Origin of the sequence: Sphingopyxis sp. BE259 (assembly GCF_031457495.1) — a bacterium.
Lineage (GTDB): Bacteria > Pseudomonadota > Alphaproteobacteria > Sphingomonadales > Sphingomonadaceae > Sphingopyxis.
This window is the reverse complement of the sequence record NZ_JAVDWM010000001.1, coordinates 2931426-2952878: the sequence shown is the minus strand read 5'-3', so window position 1 is coordinate 2952878 and position 21453 is coordinate 2931426. Positions and strand designations below refer to the sequence as shown.

General features: G+C 64.2%; 20 protein-coding genes, 1 tRNA gene and 1 other RNA gene. 14 read left to right on the top strand and 8 right to left on the bottom strand.

The genetic code is table 11. The annotated features are described in order from the left end of the window. The first annotated feature begins 24 nt into the window (after positions 1-24). The 5 genes from carA to J2X44_RS14155 all read left to right on the top strand — a co-directional run bounded on the left by carA (position 25) and on the right by J2X44_RS14155 (position 6171). On the top strand, positions 25-1314 hold the full coding sequence (carA, locus tag J2X44_RS14175) for a glutamine-hydrolyzing carbamoyl-phosphate synthase small subunit (RefSeq protein ID WP_310085321.1): 1290 nt from the start codon (positions 25-27) through the stop codon (positions 1312-1314). Between the two features lie 26 nt (positions 1315-1340). Beyond that, the gene (locus J2X44_RS14170; protein ID WP_310085318.1) at positions 1341-1616 is read left to right on the top strand and encodes a hypothetical protein; all 276 of its coding nucleotides are present in this window, start codon (positions 1341-1343) and stop codon (positions 1614-1616) included. Then, positions 1616-4936 (top strand): carbamoyl-phosphate synthase large subunit, encoded by a 3321-nt coding sequence (gene carB, locus J2X44_RS14165; RefSeq protein WP_310085316.1) that lies wholly within the window; start codon positions 1616-1618, stop codon positions 4934-4936. Before J2X44_RS14170 ends, carB begins: the two co-directional genes overlap by 1 nt. 95 nt (positions 4937-5031) lie before the next feature. Then, positions 5032-5508, top strand: a complete 477-nt coding sequence (greA, locus tag J2X44_RS14160; RefSeq protein WP_310085313.1) for a transcription elongation factor GreA — start codon at positions 5032-5034, stop codon at positions 5506-5508. 27 nt (positions 5509-5535) lie between these two features. Then, positions 5536-6171: a rhomboid family intramembrane serine protease gene (locus J2X44_RS14155; protein ID WP_310085310.1), complete on the top strand. Its 636-nt coding sequence runs from the start codon at positions 5536-5538 to the stop codon at positions 6169-6171. A gap of 155 nt (positions 6172-6326) precedes the next feature. Here J2X44_RS14155 and J2X44_RS14150 read toward each other — a convergent pair whose 3' ends face one another. From J2X44_RS14150 to J2X44_RS14135, 4 genes are all read right to left on the bottom strand, one after another. After that, entirely contained in the window at positions 6327-6872 is a 546-nt protein-coding gene (locus tag J2X44_RS14150) for an NUDIX hydrolase (protein WP_310085307.1), read from the bottom strand. Positions 6873-6970: 98 nt separating this feature from the next. Next, positions 6971-7657 (bottom strand): hypothetical protein, encoded by a 687-nt coding sequence (locus tag J2X44_RS14145; RefSeq protein ID WP_310085304.1) that lies wholly within the window; start codon positions 7655-7657, stop codon positions 6971-6973. Positions 7658-7668: 11 nt separating this feature from the next. After that, positions 7669-8511, bottom strand: coding sequence for a TPM domain-containing protein (locus J2X44_RS14140; RefSeq protein WP_310085301.1), 843 nt, complete (start codon positions 8509-8511; stop codon positions 7669-7671). Position 8512: 1 nt separating this feature from the next. Further along, entirely contained in the window at positions 8513-9109 is a 597-nt protein-coding gene (locus tag J2X44_RS14135; RefSeq protein WP_310085299.1) for a LemA family protein, read from the bottom strand. 145 nt (positions 9110-9254) lie between these two features. Between J2X44_RS14135 and mscL the strand changes: the two genes are divergently transcribed. Together mscL and ssrA are read left to right on the top strand one after the other, a co-directional pair. Next, positions 9255-9674, top strand: a complete 420-nt coding sequence (mscL, locus tag J2X44_RS14130) for a large conductance mechanosensitive channel protein MscL (RefSeq protein WP_310085296.1) — start codon at positions 9255-9257, stop codon at positions 9672-9674. 90 nt (positions 9675-9764) lie between these two features. After that, positions 9765-10121: a transfer-messenger RNA gene (gene ssrA / locus J2X44_RS14125) on the top strand. A 184-nt stretch (positions 10122-10305) separates the two neighbouring features. On the opposite strand, the gene J2X44_RS14120 is transcribed toward ssrA, so the two are convergent. Further along, positions 10306-10716 (bottom strand): helix-turn-helix domain-containing protein, encoded by a 411-nt coding sequence (locus tag J2X44_RS14120; RefSeq protein WP_310085294.1) that lies wholly within the window; start codon positions 10714-10716, stop codon positions 10306-10308. Positions 10717-10820: 104 nt separating this feature from the next. On the opposite strand from J2X44_RS14120, the gene J2X44_RS14115 reads away from it, so the two are divergent. The 4 genes from J2X44_RS14115 (at position 10821) to paoC (ending at position 15403) form a co-directional block, all read left to right on the top strand. Beyond that, positions 10821-11459, top strand: coding sequence for a cation transporter (locus J2X44_RS14115; RefSeq protein ID WP_310085291.1), 639 nt, complete (start codon positions 10821-10823; stop codon positions 11457-11459). A gap of 144 nt (positions 11460-11603) precedes the next feature. Continuing rightward, the gene (gene paoA, locus J2X44_RS14110) at positions 11604-12245 is read left to right on the top strand and encodes an aldehyde dehydrogenase iron-sulfur subunit PaoA (RefSeq protein WP_310085288.1); all 642 of its coding nucleotides are present in this window, start codon (positions 11604-11606) and stop codon (positions 12243-12245) included. Next, a complete protein-coding gene (locus tag J2X44_RS14105; RefSeq protein WP_310085286.1) occupies positions 12242-13192 on the top strand; it encodes a xanthine dehydrogenase family protein subunit M in 951 nt (316 codons plus the stop codon). Before paoA ends, J2X44_RS14105 begins: the two co-directional genes overlap by 4 nt. 3 nt (positions 13193-13195) lie before the next feature. Next, on the top strand, positions 13196-15403 hold the full coding sequence (gene paoC / locus J2X44_RS14100) for an aldehyde oxidoreductase molybdenum-binding subunit PaoC (protein ID WP_310085283.1): 2208 nt from the start codon (positions 13196-13198) through the stop codon (positions 15401-15403). Between the two features lie 25 nt (positions 15404-15428). Here the strand turns inward: paoC and J2X44_RS14095 are convergent, their stop codons facing one another. Further along, positions 15429-16004, bottom strand: a complete 576-nt coding sequence (locus tag J2X44_RS14095) for a nucleotidyltransferase family protein (protein ID WP_310085281.1) — start codon at positions 16002-16004, stop codon at positions 15429-15431. A gap of 63 nt (positions 16005-16067) precedes the next feature. On the opposite strand from J2X44_RS14095, the gene J2X44_RS14090 reads away from it, so the two are divergent. After that, a complete protein-coding gene (locus J2X44_RS14090) occupies positions 16068-17051 on the top strand; it encodes an XdhC family protein (protein WP_310085279.1) in 984 nt (327 codons plus the stop codon). 252 nt (positions 17052-17303) lie between these two features. On the opposite strand, the gene J2X44_RS14085 is transcribed toward J2X44_RS14090, so the two are convergent. Beyond that, the gene (locus J2X44_RS14085; protein WP_310085277.1) at positions 17304-18410 is read right to left on the bottom strand and encodes a helix-turn-helix transcriptional regulator; all 1107 of its coding nucleotides are present in this window, start codon (positions 18408-18410) and stop codon (positions 17304-17306) included. 787 nt (positions 18411-19197) lie between these two features. On the opposite strand from J2X44_RS14085, the gene J2X44_RS14080 reads away from it, so the two are divergent. Both J2X44_RS14080 and J2X44_RS14075 read left to right on the top strand, forming a co-directional pair. After that, on the top strand, positions 19198-19866 hold the full coding sequence (locus J2X44_RS14080; RefSeq protein WP_310085272.1) for a hypothetical protein: 669 nt from the start codon (positions 19198-19200) through the stop codon (positions 19864-19866). 64 nt (positions 19867-19930) lie between these two features. Beyond that, on the top strand, positions 19931-21283 hold the full coding sequence (locus J2X44_RS14075; protein ID WP_310085270.1) for an amidohydrolase family protein: 1353 nt from the start codon (positions 19931-19933) through the stop codon (positions 21281-21283). An 82-nt stretch (positions 21284-21365) separates the two neighbouring features. On the opposite strand, the gene J2X44_RS14070 is transcribed toward J2X44_RS14075, so the two are convergent. Continuing rightward, positions 21366-21441, bottom strand: a tRNA-Thr gene (locus J2X44_RS14070). Between the last annotated feature and the right edge of the window lie 12 nt (positions 21442-21453).

Here is a 21453-nt window from a genome sequence, read left to right as displayed (position 1 = left end):
AGCCCCCCGTCCGGAGCATGTTGAATGGCACCTGCCAACCCCTCTGCCGCGCCCGCAAGCCAGCCTGATGGCGCGACCGGCGTCCTCGTTCTTGCCGATGGCACCGTCCTGTGGGGCGTCGGTTATGGCGCGAGCGGTGCGGGGGTGGGCGAGATTTGTTTCAACACCGCGATGACCGGCTATCAGGAAATCCTGACCGACCCGAGCTATGCGGGCCAGATCATCACCTTCACCTTTCCGCACATCGGCAATGTCGGCGCGAACCCCGAGGATATGGAACGCGACAAGCGCGCCGCGATCGGCTGCGTCACGCGCGAATTGCCGACGCTGCCGAGCAATTTCCGCAGCGTGCAGACCTTGCCCGAATGGATGGCCACGCAAGGCCTGATCGGGCTGGCGGGCATCGACACCCGCGCGCTGACCCGCCGCATCCGCGACGGCGGCGCGCCGACCGGGGTGGTGGCGCACAATGCCGAGGGCAAGTTCGACCTCGATAGGCTGCTGATGCTGGCGCAGGGCTGGCCGGGGCTGGAGGGCATGGACCTCGCCAAGACCGTGACCCGCGAGCGGCAGGGTAGCTGGGATGTGGGGACGTGGGTTCTCGGTAAAGGCTACCAACATCCGTTCGCATCGAGCGAAGTCGAGATGCCCATCGGCAGTGAGCGAACGCAGGGTGTCTCGACTTCGCTCGACACGAACGGAAATCACGGGGCAGCGCACGGAAATCAGGGGGCGGCGCAGAAACCCCACGTCGTCGCCGTCGATTATGGCGCCAAGGACAATATCTTCCGCAACCTGGTGAAGGCCGGCGCGCGCGTCACTGTGGTGCCTGCGAAGACGAGCCTTGAAGAGATCGTCGCGCTGCGTCCGGCGGGGGTGTTCCTGTCGAACGGCCCCGGCGATCCCGCGGCGACGGGCGACTATGCGGTGCCGGTGATCAAGGGGCTGCTCGACCGCAACGTCCCGATCTTCGGCATCTGCCTCGGCCACCAGCTGCTCGCGCTCGCCGCGGGGGCGAAGACCGTGAAGATGCATCAGGGTCACCGCGGCGCGAACCACCCGGTGCAGCGCGTCGGCGGCGACTTCGCCGACGGCGTGGTCGAAATTACCAGCATGAACCACGGCTTTGCGGTCGATGCCTCGACGCTGCCCGGCGGCGTGGTCGAGACGCACAAGAGCCTGTTCGACGGATCGAACTGCGGCATCGCGATCACGGGGAAAAATGCGTTTTCGGTGCAGTATCATCCGGAGGCGAGCCCGGGGCCGCAAGACAGCTTCTATCTGTTCGAGAAGTTTGTGGGTGGGTTGAAGTGAGTGTTCGCCCCATCTTTGCGGTCGCCGTGGCGATGCAGCTGATGGGTTGCTCGCCTGACACGCGTGATGGCGAAGCCGAAACAATAGGTTCGGCGTTGGCGCGGGTCGAGAAACAATGTCGAGTGACGCCGGGCACCCTGACGCTCGGCGCTGATAACTATGTTAAATTTCAACCGGCAGTTGATGAAAAATATGAGCGCCTCGATTGTGTCATGCGCGAGCTGAAGAAACCCGAGTTTGCAAATCATATAAAACTCGGTTTCGTCGGCAACGAGATGCATCCAAGAGAAGAACAAAAATAATGCCCAAAAGAACCGACATCCAATCCATCCTCGTCATCGGCGCCGGCCCGATCGTTATCGGTCAGGCGTGCGAGTTCGACTATTCGGGGACGCAGGCGATCAAGGCGCTGAAGGAGGAGGGTTACCGGATCGTCCTCGTCAACTCCAACCCGGCGACGATCATGACCGATCCCGAGTTGGCCGACGCCACTTATGTCGAGCCGATCACGCCCGAGATCGTCGCGAAGATCATCGCGAAGGAGCGCCCTGATGCGGTGCTGCCGACGATGGGCGGGCAGACCGCGCTCAACACCGCGCTGGCGCTGTTCAACGATGGCACCTTGACCAAATATGGCGTCGAGATGATCGGCGCCGATGCCGAGGCGATCGACAAGGCCGAGGACCGGATCAAGTTTCGCGACGCGATGGACAAGATCGGGCTGGAAAGCGCGCGATCGGGCATCGCGCATACGCTCGACGAGGCATTCGCGGTGCTCGAACGCACCGGGCTGCCCTCGATCATCCGCCCCAGCTTCACGATGGGCGGCACCGGCGGCGGCATCGCGTATAACCGCGAGGAGTTCGAGCATATCGTCCGCGGCGGCCTGATCGCCTCGCCGACCACCGAAGTCCTGATCGAGGAATCGCTCCTCGGCTGGAAAGAATATGAGATGGAGGTGGTGCGCGACCGCAAGGACAATTGCATCATCATCTGTTCGATCGAAAATGTCGATCCGATGGGCGTGCATACCGGCGATTCGATCACCGTCGCGCCCGCGCTCACGCTGACCGACAAGGAATATCAGATCATGCGCAACGCGAGCATCGCGGTGCTGCGCGAGATCGGGGTCGAAACGGGCGGGTCGAACGTCCAGTTCGCGGTCAATCCCAAGGACGGCCGCCTGATCGTGATCGAGATGAACCCGCGCGTGTCGCGCTCGTCGGCGCTGGCGTCGAAGGCGACGGGTTTCCCGATTGCCAAGGTCGCGGCAAAGCTCGCGGTCGGCTATACGCTCGACGAGATCATGAACGACATCACCGGGGTGACCCCGGCGTCGTTCGAACCGACGATCGATTATGTCGTCACCAAAATCCCGCGCTTTGCGTTCGAGAAATTCAAGGGCGCCGAGCCGATCCTGTCGACCGCGATGAAATCGGTCGGCGAAGTGATGGCGATCGGCCGCACAATCCATGAGAGCTTGCAAAAGGCGCTGCGCGGGCTGGAGACGGGGCTGTCGGGCTTCAATTTCGTCGACCATTTGAAGGGCGCGACGCATGACCAGCTGCGTAGTGAGCTGGCCAAGGCGACACCCGACCGCTTGCTCAACGCGGCGCAGGCGATCCGCGAGGGGCTGCCGCTGTCGGAAATCAACCGCATTGCGGGTTATGATATGTGGTTCCTCGAACGCATCGAGGAAATCGTCGAAGCCGAAAAGCAGGTGTGCCGCGACGGCTTGCCGCGCGATGCCGCGGGACTCCGCAAGTTGAAGGCGATGGGCTTTTCGGACAAGCGCCTGGCCTATCTCGCGTTGCAATCTGCAAACCTGCAACCCGGCACCCGCCGCGCGACGGCCAGCGGCCGCGGGCTGATCCACGAAGCGGTCAAGGCGATGACCGGCGGCGTCACCGAAATGGAGGTACGCCAGCTGCGCCACAAACTCGGCGTGCGCCCGGTGTTCAAGACGATCGACACCTGCGCCGCCGAATTTCAGGCGCAGACGCCCTATCTTTATTCGACCTATGAAGCCCCAACCTTTGGCGAGCCCGAGTGCGAGGCGAAGCCGTCGGACCGCAAGAAAGTGGTTATCCTCGGCGGCGGTCCGAACCGCATCGGGCAGGGGATCGAGTTCGATTATTGCTGCTGCCACGCCTGCTTCGCATTGGAAGAGGCGGGTTACGAGACGATCATGATCAACTGCAACCCGGAAACGGTGAGCACCGATTATGATACGTCGGACCGCCTGTATTTTGAGCCGCTGACCGCCGAGGATGTGCTCGAAATCCTCCACGTCGAACAGTCGAACGGCACGCTGGTCGGCGTTATCGTCCAGTTCGGCGGCCAAACCCCGCTCAAGCTGGCGCAGGCGCTGTCCGACGCGGGCATCCCGATCCTGGGCACCTCACCCGACGCGATCGACCTGGCCGAAGACCGCGAGCGGTTCGCGGCGCTGGTCAACAAGCTAAAGCTGAAACAGCCCGAAAACGGTATCGCGCGCAGCCGCGAAGAGGCGATCGCGGTTGCGACGCGCATCGGTTACCCGGTGCTGACCCGTCCGTCCTATGTGCTTGGCGGCCGCGCGATGGAAATCGTCGACGATCAGGCGCAGCTCGAAAATTATATCGAGACCGCGGTGCAGGTGTCGGGCGACTCGCCGGTGCTGATCGACCGCTACCTGCGCGACGCGATCGAGGTCGATGTCGATGCGCTGTGCGACGGCACCGATGTCGTCGTCGCGGGCGTGCTCCAGCATATCGAGGAAGCCGGGGTCCATTCGGGCGACAGCGCCTGCTCGATCCCGCCGTACAGCTTGCCCGCCGCAACCATCGCAGAGATCGAGCGCCAGACGGAATTGCTGGCGCGCGCGCTCGAAGTGCGCGGGCTGATGAACATCCAGTTCGCGGTGAAGGGTGATGAGGTCTACCTGATCGAGGTCAATCCGCGCGCCAGCCGGACCGTGCCGTTCGTGGCCAAGGCGGTCGGGTCGCCGATCGCCAAGATCGCGGCGCGGGTGATGGCGGGCGAAAAGCTGACCGACCTGCCCAAGATCAACCGCGACATCGCGCATGTCGCGGTGAAGGAGGCGGTGTTCCCCTTCGCGCGCTTCCCCGGCACCGACCCGGTGCTGTCGCCCGAAATGAAATCCACCGGCGAAGTCATGGGAATCGACAGCAATTTCAACCTGGCGTTCGCCAAGGCACAGCTGGGGGCGGGCGATCGCCTGCCGACTGACGGGCGGTTGTTCGTGTCGGTCAAGGACAGCGACAAGCCGCGGATCGTCGAATCGGTGCGCCAGCTGCGCGCCTGGGGCTGGCGGGTGATCGCGACCGGCGGCACCGCTGACTATCTCGACGCGCAGGGTATCGCGGTCGAGCGCGTCAACAAGGTCGCCGAAGGCCGCCCGCATATCGTCGATCGGATCAAGGACGGCGATGTCCAGCTGATCTTCAACACCACCGAGGGGTGGCAGAGTTTGCAGGATTCGCAGTCGATCCGCGCGTCGGCGCTGGCGGCCGATGTCGCTTATTATACGACCGCAGCAGGCAGCGAGGCCGCTACCTATGCGATCGGCGCGCTGCGCGCGCACTCTCTTGAAGTAAAGCCGCTTCAAGACTATTATTGAGGAACCGCTCCACCCCCCGACATTGACGGAACAGCGGCGCAGCCGCCCGGCGAAGTTTCGCTGGCGCTGGATTATTGACGAAGGACAACAGGATAATGGCAAGCGTTGAAAAGGTGCCGATGCTGGCAGAAGGCTATGAGAAGCTGAGCACGCAGCTCAGCGCGCTCAAGGCCGAGCGACCGCTGATCGTCGATGCGATCGAGGAAGCGCGCGCCCACGGCGACCTTTCGGAAAATGCCGAATATCACGCCGCGAAGGAACGCCAGGGCCAGGTCGAAGCGACGATCGGCGACCTCGAGGACAAATTGTCGCGCGCGCAGGTGATCGATCCGACGACGCTGACCGGCGACCGCATCGTGTTCGGTGCGACCGTGACCCTCGCCGACGAGGACGACAAGCCGGTGACATACCAGATCGTCGGCCAGGCCGAAGCCGACGCCAAGGACGGCAAGATCAGCTATAATTCGCCGCTCGGCCGCGCGCTGATCGGCCGCCGCGTCGAGGACGAGATCGAGGTCACCGTGCCCGCGGGCGACAAATATTATCTGGTGAAGAAAATCGAATTCATCTGATGGCACGCGGCGGGACGCGATAAGCCGATGAAGCCGCAGGATGCACCGTTGGTGACGGGCTATGCGTTCGTCTGCGTTATCGTCTTTGTCCTGTTGTGGATTACCGGGTTCCATATCGACGCGATCGTCCGCGCGGGCTTCATCCCGGCGCGGTTCGCGGCGGACCTCATCGTCCCGCCGGGGACGATGGTGCCGTTTTTCCTCACCCCGCTGACGTCGGCCTTCCTGCACGGGGGCGTGCTGCACCTCGTCTTCAACATCATCGTGCTGCTGTTCATCGGGCGGCAGCTGGAGGCGCCGCTGGGGGCAAAGGCGATGGCAGTTCTGCTGCTTGCGGGTGCCTATGCCGGCGCGTTCGCACAATTCCTGGCTGACCCACAGTCGGCGGTGCCGATGATCGGCGCCAGCGGCGCGATCTCTGCGGTGATCGCCGTGTTTGCCTTGATTTTCAGCCGTTCGCAGGCGCCCGCGATCGGGCCGATCCCGGCGCATTGGGTGCGCGCGCTGTGGCTTGCGGCCGCGTGGATCGCGGTGCAACTGCTGATCGGTTTTGCGGGCGGCGGCGGGTTCGGCGCAATCGCGATCTGGGCGCATGTCGGCGGGTTTCTGGCGGGACTGTTGCTCGCGCGGCCGTTGCTGCGCTGGCGGTTCGGGGCGCGTTAGATGCTGGTTCCCGATGGGATTGTGGCAATTAGGAGGGGTTCCTTTCTTTCGTCATCCCGGACTTGATCCGGGATCCAACTCCGCGCTGTCGTCCTGGATCCCGGATCAAGTCCGGGATGACGATGCAGGAAAGGTCCGAAATCGGCCGAAATCAGCTAACTGGCCAACAACCCACCCGCCAGCAACATCGCCACCCGCACGTCGATCCCGCACCCTTCGGCCCGTTTCGCCGTGACAAAATCGGCAATACCGTCCAGCGGCACGCGGTGGACAATGATGTCCTCGCTATCGACGCCGCCACCGTCACCGATCTTGCTCAACTCCGTCGCCGCCAGCAGCGTGAAACTTTCGCTGACCATTCCCGGCGAGCTGAAAAATTCGCCAACCACCCGCCAATGCGCGGCGCGATAGCCGGTTTCTTCCTCTAACTCGCGGGTCGCCGCCACCTCGACAGCTTCGCCCGCGCTGTCGTCGCCGACCAGCCCCGCGGGTAGTTCGAGGCAATTTACTTTGAGCGGCACGCGATATTGCTCGACCAATATGACGTGACGGCCATCCGCGGCATTGTCGATTGCCAGGATCACCGCGGCATGGATGCCGCGCGAGCGGGAAACATATTCCCATGTTCCTTGCTGTTTCACCGTGATGAAGCGGCCCTCCCAACGGGTTTCAATCGGGGTTTCGGGGGAGGGGCGGGTCATGATTGTTCCTTCCATCGTCATTGCGAGCGTAGCGAAGCAATCCAGAGCTGTGCAAGGTCGCCCTGGATTGCTTCGCCACGCTCGCAGTGACGGGGGAACTAGATTTCGATCAACCGGTCGGGCAATTCATTCGGATTCTCGCTGCCGCGCGGAAAATGTTCGGCCAAAACAGCCCCCATCTGCGTCACCGCCGCCGCCATGCCCGCGCCGGGCTGACCTGCACGAACCCGCTCGATCAGCGCCGCCATCGCATCGCCCCACACGTCGGCCGACACTTTTGCGGCAATCGCCTCGTCGGCGACGATGTCGGCGCGATGTTCTTTCAGGCTGAGGTACAGCAGCACACCGGTGCGGCCCAATGTCTTGGCTTCGGTCCCGACCTTGAACAGGTCGACGGCGCGGGCGCGCACCCGCTGCGCCTTGATCGCACGCGGGGTCAGCGCCAGCCGCAGCGGCCGCCACAGCAGGATCAGCCAAGTGGCGATCCATTTGAGCACGCCGACCGCAATCACCGTGCCAAGCCATTGATTGGCGGTCAGCTCATAGCCCCAGCCGCCGGTCAGCCGGTCGTAAAGCCCGCGATAAAACTCGGGGAACAGCGCGATTGCCGACATCGCGATGAAGGCGATGACGCTGGCCCACACCAGCGCGACATCGTCATAGTCGTTCGACTGCGCCGCGACGACGGTGACGATTTCGCCGCTGGTATGCGCCTCCGCCGCAGCAACCGCGACGGTGACGATGTCATGGTCGGCGGCGCTGACATGGCTGATTTTCTTTGGCACGATCTTGTCCCCTACCAGCCGCCGGAGGCGCCGCCGCCGCCGAACGAACCGCCGCCGCCCGAAAAGCCGCCAAAGCCGCCGCCCCCGCCGCCGCCCCAGCTACCGCCGCCCCATGATGAGCCGCCGCCGCTGCCGCCGCCCCAGTCGTCGCTGCCCCAGATGATGATCGGCGCATCCCATGGGCGGCCCTTGCGCCGCTTTTTGCCGCGCCGCCCGATCCGCGCCAGCATGGGCAGAATGAAGAAGAAAAAGATGATGAAAGCGACAAAGATCAGCCCGCCGATGTCGCCATCGTCGGCGCGGTCGCGTTCCTGCGCCGCTGCGGCCTGTGCGCGCGCTGCGGCTTCCTCGGGCGGCAGCTGGATCTGCTCGGCAATCGCGTTGACCCCGGCCTGGATGCCGCCGGGATAGTCGTTCGCCTTGAACCGCGGGGTAATGGTGTCGCGGATGATCCGCCCCGACATCGCATCGGTCAGCACCGGTTCGAGCCCCAGCCCGACCGCAATGTGCATCCGCCGCTCGTTCGGCGCGATCAGAAAGACGACCCCGTCATCTTTCTCGGCATCGCCGATCTGCCACTCGCGGCCCAGCCGATAGCCGTAATCGGCGACGTCGCGGCCTTCGAGATCGCTGACCGTCGCGACCACCAGCTGGTGCCCGGTCTTTTGCTCCAGCTCTAGCAGCTGCGTATTCAGCGCCGCTTCCTCGCCTGCCGGGATGATGTCGGCCTGATCGACAACGGGATTGCCCGCCAGCTTGGGGAACGTTTGCGCGGCGGCGGGGGCAGCGGTCAGCCACAGCAGCCCGGTCAGGGCTGCCGTTGCGAACGGACGAAGCAGGGCGGCCAAGCCCACTTTACTGCCCGAAATCGACCTTCGGCGCCTGATTGGCGTTCGGCGTCACCGCGCGATACGGCGTCATCGGCTTGGCGCCATGGACGATCTTGGCGCCGATGATGTCGGGGAAGGTGCGGATCGTCGTATTATAATCCTGCACCGCGCCATTATAGTCCTGGACTGACACGTTGATGCGATTTTCGGTGCCCTCAAGCTGGGTCATCAGGTCGGCAAAGCGCGCCTGGCTTTTCAGGTCGGGATAGGCCTCGACGGTGACGAGCAGGCGGCCGAGCGCGCTCGACACATTGCCTTGCGCCTGCTGGAACGCCTGCACCTTCGCGGGATCTTCCAGATCGTCAGTGCTCAGTTTCACCTGGGTCGCCGACGCGCGCGCCTGAATCACGCCTTGCAGCGTCGATTGCTCGATTTGCGAGGCGCCCTTGGCGGTTTCGACGAGGTTGGGGATCAGGTCGGCGCGGCGCTGGTACGCGGCCTCGACATTCGCCCATTTCGCCTTGGCGGCTTCTTCCTTGGTGGGAACGCTGTTGATGCCGCATGCGGCCAGGGTCATCGCGGCGACGGGCACAATCAACCAACGGGTGGAACGGAAAGTCATCGGTCAGGCACTCCCTCCGCGCGGCACGGCGCCGCGCCAACTGCTTTAATATAGTAAGACGCCGGTCGCCCCGCAATCATTGACGCCGATAATCGTGTCATGCAGTCTGAAACTTGCAATTGACCGGCCAACAAGGGGCGAAAACATGATCAAGGATTTCAAGGCGTTTCTCAATCAGGGCAATGTGATGGGGCTGGCGGTCGGCGTCATCATCGGCGCGGCGTTCGGGACGATCGTCAAGTCGCTGACCGACGATGTGCTGATGCCCTTTATCGGCTTTATCACCGGTGGCGGGGTCGATTTCACCAACAAATATCTGATCCTGTCGGGCGGCGAGAAGGTGACCACAGGCATGACGCTGGCGGCGGCCAAGGCGAGCGGCGCCAACGTCATGGCGCTGGGCAGTTTCGTGACCGCAGTGATCAATTTCGTCCTGCTCGCGTTCGTGGTGTTCCTGCTGGTGCGGCAGGCGAGCAAGTTCATGAAGCCAGCGGAGGAAGCGCCCGTCGGCCCGACCGAGATCGAGCTCCTGACCGAAATCCGCGACGAATTGCGTAAGAAATAGCCCATTCCGTCATCCCGGTCCCTTCGACTGCCTTGCAGGCGCTCAGGACATGCTTCGCCGGAATGACGATCGGGGTAGAAATGGGTGGCGGCCCTTTCCAAAGGCGTTCCAGCATCCTATATAGGTCATGTCGGTTTCGGCCGACTATGGTGATAAATGGTGTCGTGGAATAGATACAGCGGACCCGGGGGCAGTACCCGGCGGCTCCACCACAAACCCGCCGATCCGCCAAGGAAAAGCGGGCTTCTGACGGGGCCGAACCAGGATCGACGTGTGTTCAAAGACGATATTTTTGCCCGGGCTGAGTAACCCGTTCAAGGCTCAAAACCAATAGGTGCTAACGATAACGAAGCACTCGCTCTGGCTGCCTAACCGATAAGCCTCACGGCCTAAGGTTAGACAAATAGAACGCGGTTCGGACCGAACCGGGCAACAGAATCGGATACCAGCGGCTGGGGACGAGCCGGGCAACAGAATCGTCCCACCTTTCCTTCAAATCGTCACACTCCTCGTCATTCCGGCGAAAGCGGGAACCCAGTTGCGACGTCCGAGCGCGCAAGCCAGGGTTTGTGGACGATATGCTGGTCCGCTGGGTTCCCGCTTTCGCGGGAATGACGAACGGGGATGGAGGTCAGTGCGCCCCCGCACACCCAGCATGATCGCCCAGCGCCTCGATCACCCGGCAATCGGCGGCGACCCCGCCGCGGCAGCGCCCGACGATGCGGGTCAGTTCGTCGCGAAGCAGCGTGAGCTGCGCGATCTTGTCCTCGACCTGAGCCAGATGGCGGCTCGCAATCCGGTCAGCCTCGCTGCAATCGCGCCCGGGATCATCCGACAGGTCGAGCAGCGAGCGGATTTCCTCGATCGTGAAGCCCAGGTCGCGCGAATGGCGCACGAATGTCAGCCGCGCGCGGTGCGGATCGCCATAGCTGCGATAGTTCGCGGCGGTGCGATGCGGCTCGGGTAACAGTCCGATGCGCTCATAATAGCGGATGGTTTCGATATTGGTCCCGGTCGCCCGCGACAGTTCGCCGATTTTCATCACTTGACCCTGTAGTTGCTACAGGGTGCATATAGGGTCTCGACTCGCCGAACCAAGCAGGCTTTTCTGCGCAAACCGGTTCGACGCAGGAAGGAGCCTCGACCTTGTCCGATCATTGCTGTGCCGGTGCCAGCGGCAAGACCGCGATCAACGACCCGCGCTGGCGGCGTATCCTGTGGGCGGCGCTGGTCATCAACGCGGCGATGTTCGGGGTCGAGATCGTCGCGGGGGTCGCCGCGGATTCGCGCGCGCTGCAGGCCGACGCGCTCGACTTCCTTGGCGACGCTGCCAATTATGCGATCAGCTTGGGCGTCGCCGGCATGGCGCTCGCATGGCGCGCCCGCGCCGCCCAGGTGAAGGCGGTGACGATGCTTGCTTTCGGCCTGTGGGTCCTGGGTTCGGCGGTGTGGGGGTTCATCAGCGGATCGGCGCCGCATGCCGAAACGATGGGGCTGATCGGCGCGCTCGCACTCGCGGCCAATGTTGCGGTTGCCTTGATGCTTTATCGCTATCGCACCGGCGACGCGAACATGCGCTCGGTATGGATATGCTCGCGCAACGACGCGATCGGCAATGTCGCGGTGATGGGCGCCGCGCTCGGAGTGTTCGGCACGGGGCAAAGCTGGCCCGACCTTGTGGTGGCGGCGATCATGGCGACGCTGGCAATCTGGGGCAGCATCGAGGTGTTTCGTCAGGCGCGCGGGGAACTTGCCGCGGTTCCGGCGGGTTCGGCTGGTAGCTGACCGATCGGTATGTTAATCTGATTGCCGAATCCGAAAGCTTCTGCGCCGACGCGGCAAACCATAAGGCTCGCGCGGCATTGACTGCCTGACCTTCCCGTAGGGCGCCCGCCCGACGGCAATCAGAAACAGAATCGAGGACATCCGATGCCAACGCCAGGGGATCTTGATTTTTCGCGGCGCGGCGTGCTCGCGGGCGGCGCTTCGGTGGCGGCGGTGACCGTCGTGCCAACGCGCGCCACTGCGGCGCCTGGCAAGGCCGCGGCCGCGTCGCCGCCGACCTCCAAGGTCGCGTTTGAAGTGAACGGGACGCCGCACGCGCTCGAACTCGACACACGGACGTCGCTGCTCGACGTGCTGCGCGAACATCTCCACCTGACCGGCACAAAGAAAGGCTGCGATCATGGCCAGTGCGGCGCGTGCACCGTCATCGTCGATGGGCGGCGGATCAATAGCTGCCTGACGCTGGCGGTGATGCACGACGGCGACACGATCACCACGATCGAGGGGCTGGGCACACCCGACAAGATGCACCCGATGCAGGATGCGTTCGTCGAACATGACGGCTATCAATGCGGTTATTGCACCCCCGGCCAGATTTGTTCGGCGGTCGCGGTGCTCGACGAGATCAAGGCAGGCATACCCAGTCATGTCACCGCCGACCTGACCAAAGCGCCGAAGGTTACCGCGAGCGAACTGCGCGAACGGATGAGCGGCAATATCTGCCGCTGCGGTGCCTATTCGAACATCATCGACGCAATGACCGACGTGGCGGGAGTGAAGGCATGAAGAGCTTCACCTATGAGCGGGTCGAAACGCCTGCTGCCGCGACCGCCGCCTTTGCGAAGACAAAGGGCGCGCGCTTTATCGCGGGCGGCACCAATTTGCTCGACCTCATGAAGCTGGAGATCGAGACCCCGTCGCATCTGATCGACGTCAGCCGTCTCGCGCTCGCCAAGATCGAGCCGACCGACGATGGCGGGCTGCGTATCGGGGCGATGGTCCGCAACACCGATCTGGCCGCCGATGCGCGGGTGCGGCGCGACTATGGCCTGTTGTCGCGGGCGCTGGTCGCGGGAGCGTCGGGTCAGCTCCGCAACAAGGCGACGACGGCGGGCAATCTGCTGCAACGCACGCGCTGCCCCTATTTCTACGACCCCAACATGCCGTGCAACAAACGCAAGCCGGGCAGCGGCTGCGCGGCGATCGGCGGGTTCAGTCGGTTGCATGCCGTGGTCGGCGGCAGCGATGCGTGCATTGCGACGCATCCGAGCGATATGGTAGTCGCGATGCGCGCGCTCGACGCGTGGGTCGAGACGGTCGACGTAGCGGGCAAGACGCGTTCGGTCCCGGTCGCCGATTTCTACCGCGCCCCGGGCACGACGCCGCACCTCGATACTGTTCTAGCGCCCGGCGAGCTGATCACCGCGGTCACGCTGCCGAAACCGGTCGGCGGCACCCATATCTATCAAAAGGTTCGCGACCGCGCGTCCTATGCCTTCGCGCTGATTTCGGTCGCGGCGATCGTCCAGAAAGACGGGTCGGGGCGCGTCGCGCTCGGCGGAGTCGGTTACAAACCCTGGCGGGTCGAAGCGGCGGATGCCGAACTGCCGCGCGGTGCCAAGGCGGTCACCGCCAAACTGCTCGCCGGCGCCAAGCCGAGCCACGAAAACGCCTATAAACTGCCCTTGGTCGAGCGCACGCTCGCCGGGGTGCTGGCACAAGCAAGGGGCTGAGCCATGAAGTTCGATACCCCCGCGACGACCAACCCGATCGACCAGCTGAAGGTCATCGGCAAACCCACCAACCGCATCGACGGTCCGCTCAAGACGACCGGCCTCGCCCCCTATGCCTATGAACGGCACGATGTCGCGGCGAACCAGGCCTATGGCTATGTCGTCGGATCGGCGATCGCCAAGGGACGGATTTCGTCGATGAACCTCGATGCGGCAAAGGCCGCGCCGGGGGTGCTGGCGATCGTCACCGCGGCCAATGCGGGCAAGCTGGGCAAGGGCAACTTTAACACCGCGAAGCTGCTCGGCGGCCCGGCGGTCGATCATTATCATCAGGCGATCGCGCTGGTGGTGGCCGAAACGTTTGAACAGGCGCGCGCCGCCGCGGCACTCGTCCGCGTCGAATATGCGCGCGGCAAGGGCGCTTTTGAGTTGGCCGCCGCGCTCGACGGCGCGGTCAAGCCGCCAGCGGTGTTCGGCACCGAACCCGACAGCGCTGTCGGGGATTTTGCCGGCGCGTTTGCCGCTGCGCCGGTCCAGCTCGATGCGCGCTACACCACCCCCGATCACAGCCACGCGATGATGGAGCCGCATGCATCGATTGCAGCATGGGAAGGCGACAAGCTGACGCTGTGGACGTCGAACCAGATGATCGCCTGGTCGGTCGGCGACATGGCGAAGACGCTCGGTATCCCCAAGGAAAATATCCGGTTCGACTCGCCCTATATCGGCGGCGGTTTCGGCGGCAAATTGTTCAACCGCGCTGATGTGCTGCTTGCCGCGCTGGGCGCCAAAGCCGCCAATCGTCCGGTCAAGGTTGCGCTGCAGCGGCCGTTGATGATCAACAACACCACCCATCGCCCGGCGACGATCCAGCGGATCCGCATTGGTGCCACGGCGGATGGCAAGATCACGGCGATCGGTCACGAGAGCTGGTCGGGTGACCTGCCCGGCGGCGGCCCCGAAACCGCCGTCGCGCAAACGCGTCTGATGTATGCGGGTGAGAACCGGATGACCGCGATGCGGCTGGCGGTGCTCGATTTGCCCGAAGGCAATGCCATGCGCGCGCCCGGCGAAGCGCCCGGGCTGATGGCGCTTGAGGTCGCGATGGATGAGCTGGCGGAAAAGCTGGGAATCGATCCGATCCAGTTCCGGGTTCTCAACGACACCCAGGTTGATCCCGAAAAGCCGAGCCGCCCCTTTTCGCAGCGCCAGCTCAACGAATGTCTCACAATCGGCGCCGACAAATTCGGCTGGGCGAAGCGCGGCACGAAACCCGCCGCGACGCGCGACGGGCAATGGCTGGTCGGCATGGGGGTCGCTGCGGCGTTCCGCAACAATATGAACGCACCGTCGGCGGCGCGCGTCCGGCTCGACGCATCGGGTGTGGTGACGGTCGAAACCGACATGACCGACATCGGCACCGGCAGCTACACGATCATCGCGCAGACGGCGGCCGAAATGATGGGCCTCCCGCTCGACAAAGTGGTGGTGAAGCTGGGCGATTCGGCCTTTCCCGTGTCGGCCGGATCCGGCGGGCAGTGGGGCGCCAACAGTTCGACCGCCGGGGTTTATGCTGCCTGCGTCAAGCTGCGCGAAGCGGTGGCGCAAAAGCTCGGCATGAATGCCGCCGATGCGGTGTTTGCGGGCGGCAAGGTCAAGGCGGGCCGACGCAGCGTGGCGCTTGGTGATGCGGCCAAAGACGGTGAACTCGTCGCCGAGGACCAGATGGACTATGGCGACCTCGCTGAAAAATATCAGCAGTCGACCTTCGGCGCCCATTTCGTCGAGGTAGGCGTCCATGCCGCGACCGGCGAAATCCGTATCCGCCGGATGCTGGCGGTGTGCGCCGCAGGCCGTATCCTCAATCCCAAAGCGGCGCGCAGCCAGGTGATCGGCGCGATGACGATGGGGGCGGGGTCGGCGCTGATGGAGGAACTCGCGGTCGATAAGCGCTTCGGCTTTTTCGTCAACCACGACCTCGCCGGTTACGAGGTTCCGGTCCATGCCGACATCCCGCATCAGGATGTGATCTTCCTCGACGAAACCGATCCGACGACGTCGCCGATGAAGGCGAAGGGCGTCGGCGAGCTGGGGATTTGCGGCGTCGCGGCGGCGGTTGCCAACGCGGTCTATAACGCGACCGGCATCCGCATCCGCAATTATCCGATCACCCTCGACAAATTGCTCGATAAATTGCCGGAGATTGCATGATCGCGCGCCGATCGAGCAATGATGTTCAGCCTCGCAAATCTTCCGGCCGGTCGATGTCCGCCAGTTCATCGGGGCTGGCCGGTATCAGCGCGGCACCGGCCAGCAGTGCCTTGCCGCCCCGGTCGCCTTCGCTCGCGCGCAGCCGGTCGAAGTGCGACCGCGCAAACAGCGCCGGGGGCATCGCCGCCGTCCCGTTGCTCGACGCAACGATGGGCGCATCGTCGGCATCGAAGCGCGCCATGAGCCTGTGCAGATGGCAGGTGCTGACGAACGGCATGTCCGCCAGGCAAATCAGCGCCGCCGCCTCATGTCCCTGCGCCGCCGCCGCGATGCCGAGCGCCAGCGAATGGGACAGGCCGTGGTCGCGGTCGGGATTGGCGATGATGTCAAAGCCGAGCGCCGCCAGCTGCCGCGCCAGCGCCCCATCGGTGTCGGGACAAACCGCGATCCGGCGTCCCGGCGCCAGTTCGACGATCCGCCGCGCCGCATGCAGCGCCAACGCTTCGCCCGCGAGCGGCGTGACCAGCTTGTCGCTGGCACCGAACCGCCGCGATTGGCCGGCGGCCAGCAGGATGGCGGCGATGTCGCAGGCGTCGATCATGGCCGTCGCTCCCTCTTTTTCCCCGATCCCCGATGGACCGGGCATCCTCACCCCAGAACGGCGATGATAGCAACCGCCCCCGGCGACATCTTGCGCTTTGCCCTGGCCCGGATCGACGAAGGCGTCGGCGCGGCGCTGGTGACCCTCACCGCGATCGACGGATCGTCGCCGCGCGCGCTCGGCGCGCAGATGGCGGTGGCCGCCGATGGCCGTCACATCGGCTCCTTTTCGGGCGGCTGTATCGAGGCGGCGGTCGTCGCCGAGGCAATCGAAACCTTGGCCGACGGCGCTGCCCGGCTGGTCCGGTTCGGCGCCGGTTCGCCCTATCTCGACATCAAATTGCCGTGCGGCAGCGGCATCGACCTGTTGTTCAACCCGCATCCCGACCGCGCCGCGATCAAGCGCGCGCTGGTGCAGCATGACCGGCGCCAACCGGCGACGCTTCGCCTGTCGAAAGCGGGCGTGGAGGCGGGGCCAAGCCCGATAGTCGGCACTGGCTGGCAGGATGACGGGTTTGTCCTCGGTTATCCACCGGAGTTGCGGGTCGTCATGATGGGGCAGGGCGAAGAGCTGATGGCGCTGGCGCGGCTCGCGCGGGCGTTCGGCGCCGACGTCTGCGCGCTTTCGCCCGACGACCGGGCGTTGGCCGAGCTCGCCGCCGCGGGCTGTGAGACGGTCGCGCTGACCACGCGCACCCAGCTGCCGCCGCTTGCCACCGACGACTGGACGGCGATCCTGTCGCTCTTTCACGACCGCGACTGGGAAGAGGTGTTGCTCCCCCACGCGCTCGCGGCCGCCAGCTTTTACATCGGTGCGATCGGCAATCCGCGGACGCAGCGGGACCGCCTGGGCGCGCTGGCCGCGGCGGGCGTGCCCCAGCACCGGCGAGCCAGGCTGCAAACCGCGGTCGGGTTGATCCCCGCCACCCGCGATCCCGCAACGCTGGCGCTGTCGGCGCTGGCGCAGATCGTGCAGGACTATCACCGCATTACTGGGTCCGCGGCGGCGGCGCAGCACGCACCCGCGCTGGTCGGTCGCGAAGGGTGACCGGAAAAGAGCCCCGCCGAAATTCGGCGGGGCTCTTCCAGGTCGCACACAGCAATTCACTGGCGAGGACCCTCGCCCTGTCATCCTGGGTCGCGTAGAATGACAGGAATTTCCTGAGCCCGACCCCTTCGACGCATCGCGGGTGACCGGATCAACCGGCGCGATGCAGTCGAAGGGATGGCCCCCCTTAGTCCTTGCAAACGGACCTTTATTTGGGACATTGGAAGCGGTCATCCCCCTGCCGGGGGATACTCAACCGAGGATCGGTGCCAGCAGCCGCATCAGCGCCGCTTCGCCGTCGACGCTGCATTTCAGATAGATTTGCTTGATCTGACCGCGCAGGGTTTCGGCGGTGACGCCGCGTTCGGCGGCGATCTGCGGCCGCGGTTTGCCTTCGAACAGGCGCACCGCAATATCGGCCTCGGCGGGACTGAGGCGATAGATTGCGGCCAGATACTGCGCCACCCCGGCCCGGTCGCGCCGCGGGCCGTTGGCGATCAGAATGGCGTGCGGCAGTTTGCCGAGCGACCATTCACGCTCGGGCAGGCAAAAGCCTTCGATCACCAGCGGCGGTCGATCCTCCGCCGTCGCGATCCGCGTCTGCACGTGGTCGAGGCCGTCATCGGCAATCAGCGCCTGAACCGCTTGGCGCAGCGTGAACGGCGACCCCGCCGCATCGATCGACCGACCCGCCAAGCGCACGTCGCCCGCATGGAGCATCGCGTCGGCACCGATGCTGTGGGCGAGCAATTGACCGCGGACGTCGATGATGAACGCGCTGACCTGGATCGCGTCGAAGGCGCCGGCGAGCAGTTTGGCCTGCTCGCCTTCCATCTTTTCCTGCAACCGCACCGCGCGCCGCGCCGCCTTGGCGCCATGAGCAAAGATCTTGCGCTGCGCCGCGGTCGTCCGCCCATCCTTGCGATCGCGCAACGTGGCGAGCCCGACGATGCCGAAATTGTCGATCACCAAATTGGTCTGGCACCCGAACGGAATCCCGATCTCCTCGCACCAGTCGCGATAATCGGTCGATGCCAGTTCGGGGATCACCCGGTCATAATGATCTTCGTGCAGGATGGGATCGTAAAAACCGCGTTCGATATGCCGGTTCGACGCCGCGACACGGAAATTATGCGTTTCCGACCCCCAGCCGCTAGCGGCGAAATGATCGATCAGGTCGGTGCCGAAATTGGTCACGATATTGAACGGAATTTCGCGCGCACCGCCGACGCCAATCAATTGGCCGTGCCCCGATCCGGTATGGCTGGCGAGCGCGTCCAGCGCCTCCAGCCAGCTGTCGGGCTGCAGCGCCGCCTGCATGAAAATCTCGTCCCAGTCCGGTTCCGTACGCTGCCCCATTGCGTTCGCTACTTGCTTAATCGTGCCCCACTATCGCGCCATGTCACCCAAATGGGGGACAAAAGCCAATAAATTAACTTTAAAAAACTTTGCCACACGGTCCAGGCGGGAAGGGGCACCAAGCCGTTTCGCGACAGCGATCAACTTTACAGGCACGGCTGCAACCGCGCGAGCGAACCCATCATCTCCGCAAGGGGTATGTTGCAAGGATCGGCATCCGGTCGGCAATTTGCACGCTGAACGCGCCGTTTTCGTCATTGTTATCACATGACGCAATCTGGCGAAGCGGCTGTTGTGTCGCATGTGAATACTGCCGATACGCTGTCCCGAACCGAACAGCCTTCGATCGGCGATCATGCAATATCAGTTCCATCGAACAGATTTTCTCTTTAAACAGTTGCGGCCCTATTCACCTTATTTAATTGTTTTGTTGATATAATTTCGGTTGATAAGCATGGTATCGCAATAAACATTTGACGCAGTTCAAGATTGCCGCCGCTTGTCTTGAAAGGCGATTTCGGGCCCAGAGCCGCGACGCGTCAATCCTTTGGCGTTTCGCAAGCCGCCCGACCTGGTTTGGATCATCGCGGCGATCGAGTTGGCAGGGGCAAGACTGATGGCGGAGCGATCCGGGCGCGCGGATGCGGGCGCGATAATGATAATGGCGTCTTTGTTGCTGGCCGTCCCGGCGCTGGCGCAATCCCGACCGGATGCATCCGCGTCCGGCGCATTCCCGCCAGACTCGTTCCAGCCAGACGCATCCCAGCCAGACGATGGCGGCACGACCGTGCAGGTTACAACCTATGTCTGGGCTTCGGGGTTTGGCGGCACGTTTCGTCCCGGTCCCGGCGCGCCGACGGTGACGATCGACAAGAGCTTTGGCGAGCTGATCGAGGACGTCGATGCCGCTTTCTTCATCAGCGGTCTGATCAAGCATGATCGACTGGTCGTCGTGGCTGACCTTACCCACTCGTCCGCCTCGCGCGGCGGGCTTGTTCCAACCGGCAATCCGGCACTGCCCGTCTTGCCGGCCGAGGGCAGCCTGCGCCAGACTTCGGCGACCGCGCTCGTCGGGTATCGCGCGGTCGAACAAACAGGCGCATCGCTCGATGTTCTCGTCGGCGGGCGGGCCTGGTGGATCCGGCCGAAGGCGGCGGTCCCGGCGCTGGGTCTGTCGACAAGTGCCAAGGCCAGCTTCGTCGACCCCGTTTTCGGGGCGCGCCTCAATATCAAGCCGTCGCCGCGCTTTTCGCTGCTCGTCTATGGCGACATCGGCGGTTTCGGCGCCGCGTCGGAGGTTACCGGGCAGGCGGTCGCGACCGCCAATTTCAAAATCGCCCGGGATATCTGGATCACGGGCGGCTATCGCTATCTTTATGTCGATTACAAGAGTGGCCGGGTGCGGACGACTGCCGCGCTGGCCGGGCCGCTGTTTGGCGCTACCATCGGTTTTTGAGACGCGGTCCGTCCCCACGTAGCCAACGCAGGACGGCCATATCAACGCTAACAGGGGACAGATGATGAAACGATCTGTGGTTCAGCGATGCCGACTTGCCGCGATCCTCCTGATGGTGTCGCTCGCCACGCCGGGATCGGCCGCACCGGCCGCGGAAGCCGCGCCGCCCGAAACGCTGTTCCGGAACGTCCGCGTCCTTGACGTGGTTCAGGGAAAGCTGGGTCCGCCCACCGATGTACTGATCGCGCAGGGCAGGGTTGCCAAGATCGGCGGCGATGTCACGCCGCGCAGCGGCGCAACGATCATCGAAGGCGGCGGCCGCACGCTGATGCCGGGCCTGATCGACATGCATGTCCATCTGACCTTTGGCGCTCTGACGATGCCGCAAATGATGTCGCCCGGTCTGACCCCCGCAACGGCCGAGGCGGCGGCAGCGGCCCAGGCTAACGACATGCTGCTGCGCGGATTTACGGCGGTCCGCGACGCCGGGGGACCGATATTCGCCCTGAAACGCCGGATCGATGCGGGCGAGCTGGGCGGTCCGCGCGTCTGGCCGTCGGGCGCGGTGATTTCGCAGACCAGCGGCCATGGCGATTTCCGGTTGCCCAGCGAGCGGTCGCGGAAATTCGGCGGCGGGGTGTCGCGGTCCGAACTGTTCGGTGCCAATTTCATCGCCGACGGGACGAGCGAAGTGCTGACCGCGACGCGCGAAAATCTGCGGTTCGGTGCGAGCCAGATCAAGTTGATGGCCGGCGGCGGCACCTCGTCCGAATATGATCCGATCGACGTCACGCAATATACGTTCGATGAAATGAAGGCCGCCGTCGATGCCGCAGAGGACTGGAACAGCTATGTGATGGTTCATGCCTATACCCCGCGCGCCATCCGCCGCGCGATCGATGCGGGGGTGAAATGCGTCGAGCATGGCCATCTGCTTGACGAGGCGACGCTGCGGGTGATGGCCGTCAAGGGCGTCTGGCTTTCGACCCAGACGCTGTCCGACGACAGTCCCAATGTCGATCCCGCCCGCCGCGAGAAACGGCGCGAGATACTCGCCAACAACGCGGCGCTTTGGCAGAACGCGAAAAAGCTGGGCGTAAAGCTCGCCTGGGGCACCGACTTCCTGTTCGATCCGGCCCTGAACGCAGAGCAGAACGACTATCTGGTCCGGTTGAAACGCTGGTTCACCCCGGCCGAAATCCTGAAGCTGGTGACTCACGACAATGCGCAATTGCTCGCGCTGTCGGGTCCGCGGTCGCCGTACAAGGGGCGACTCGGTGTCGTCGAGGAAGGCGCGCTTGCCGACCTGCTCCTCGTCGATGGCAACCCGCTCGTCCAGATCGACCTGCTCGGCGACCCGGCGGGGCGTTTCGATGTCATCATGAAAGACGGCAAAATCTATAAAGGTGGCCAGTGATTGTCGGCGAAGGGTGCCGCGGTTCCGACGGTAATAATCTGGGCCGCGGCGCGCTTTGCGGTGCAAGAACGGCGAGACGATATGGTGCCGACTGTCAGACTCGAACTGACGACCTACCGCTTACAAGGCGGTTGCTCTACCAACTGAGCTAAGCCGGCGACCGGCGCTCC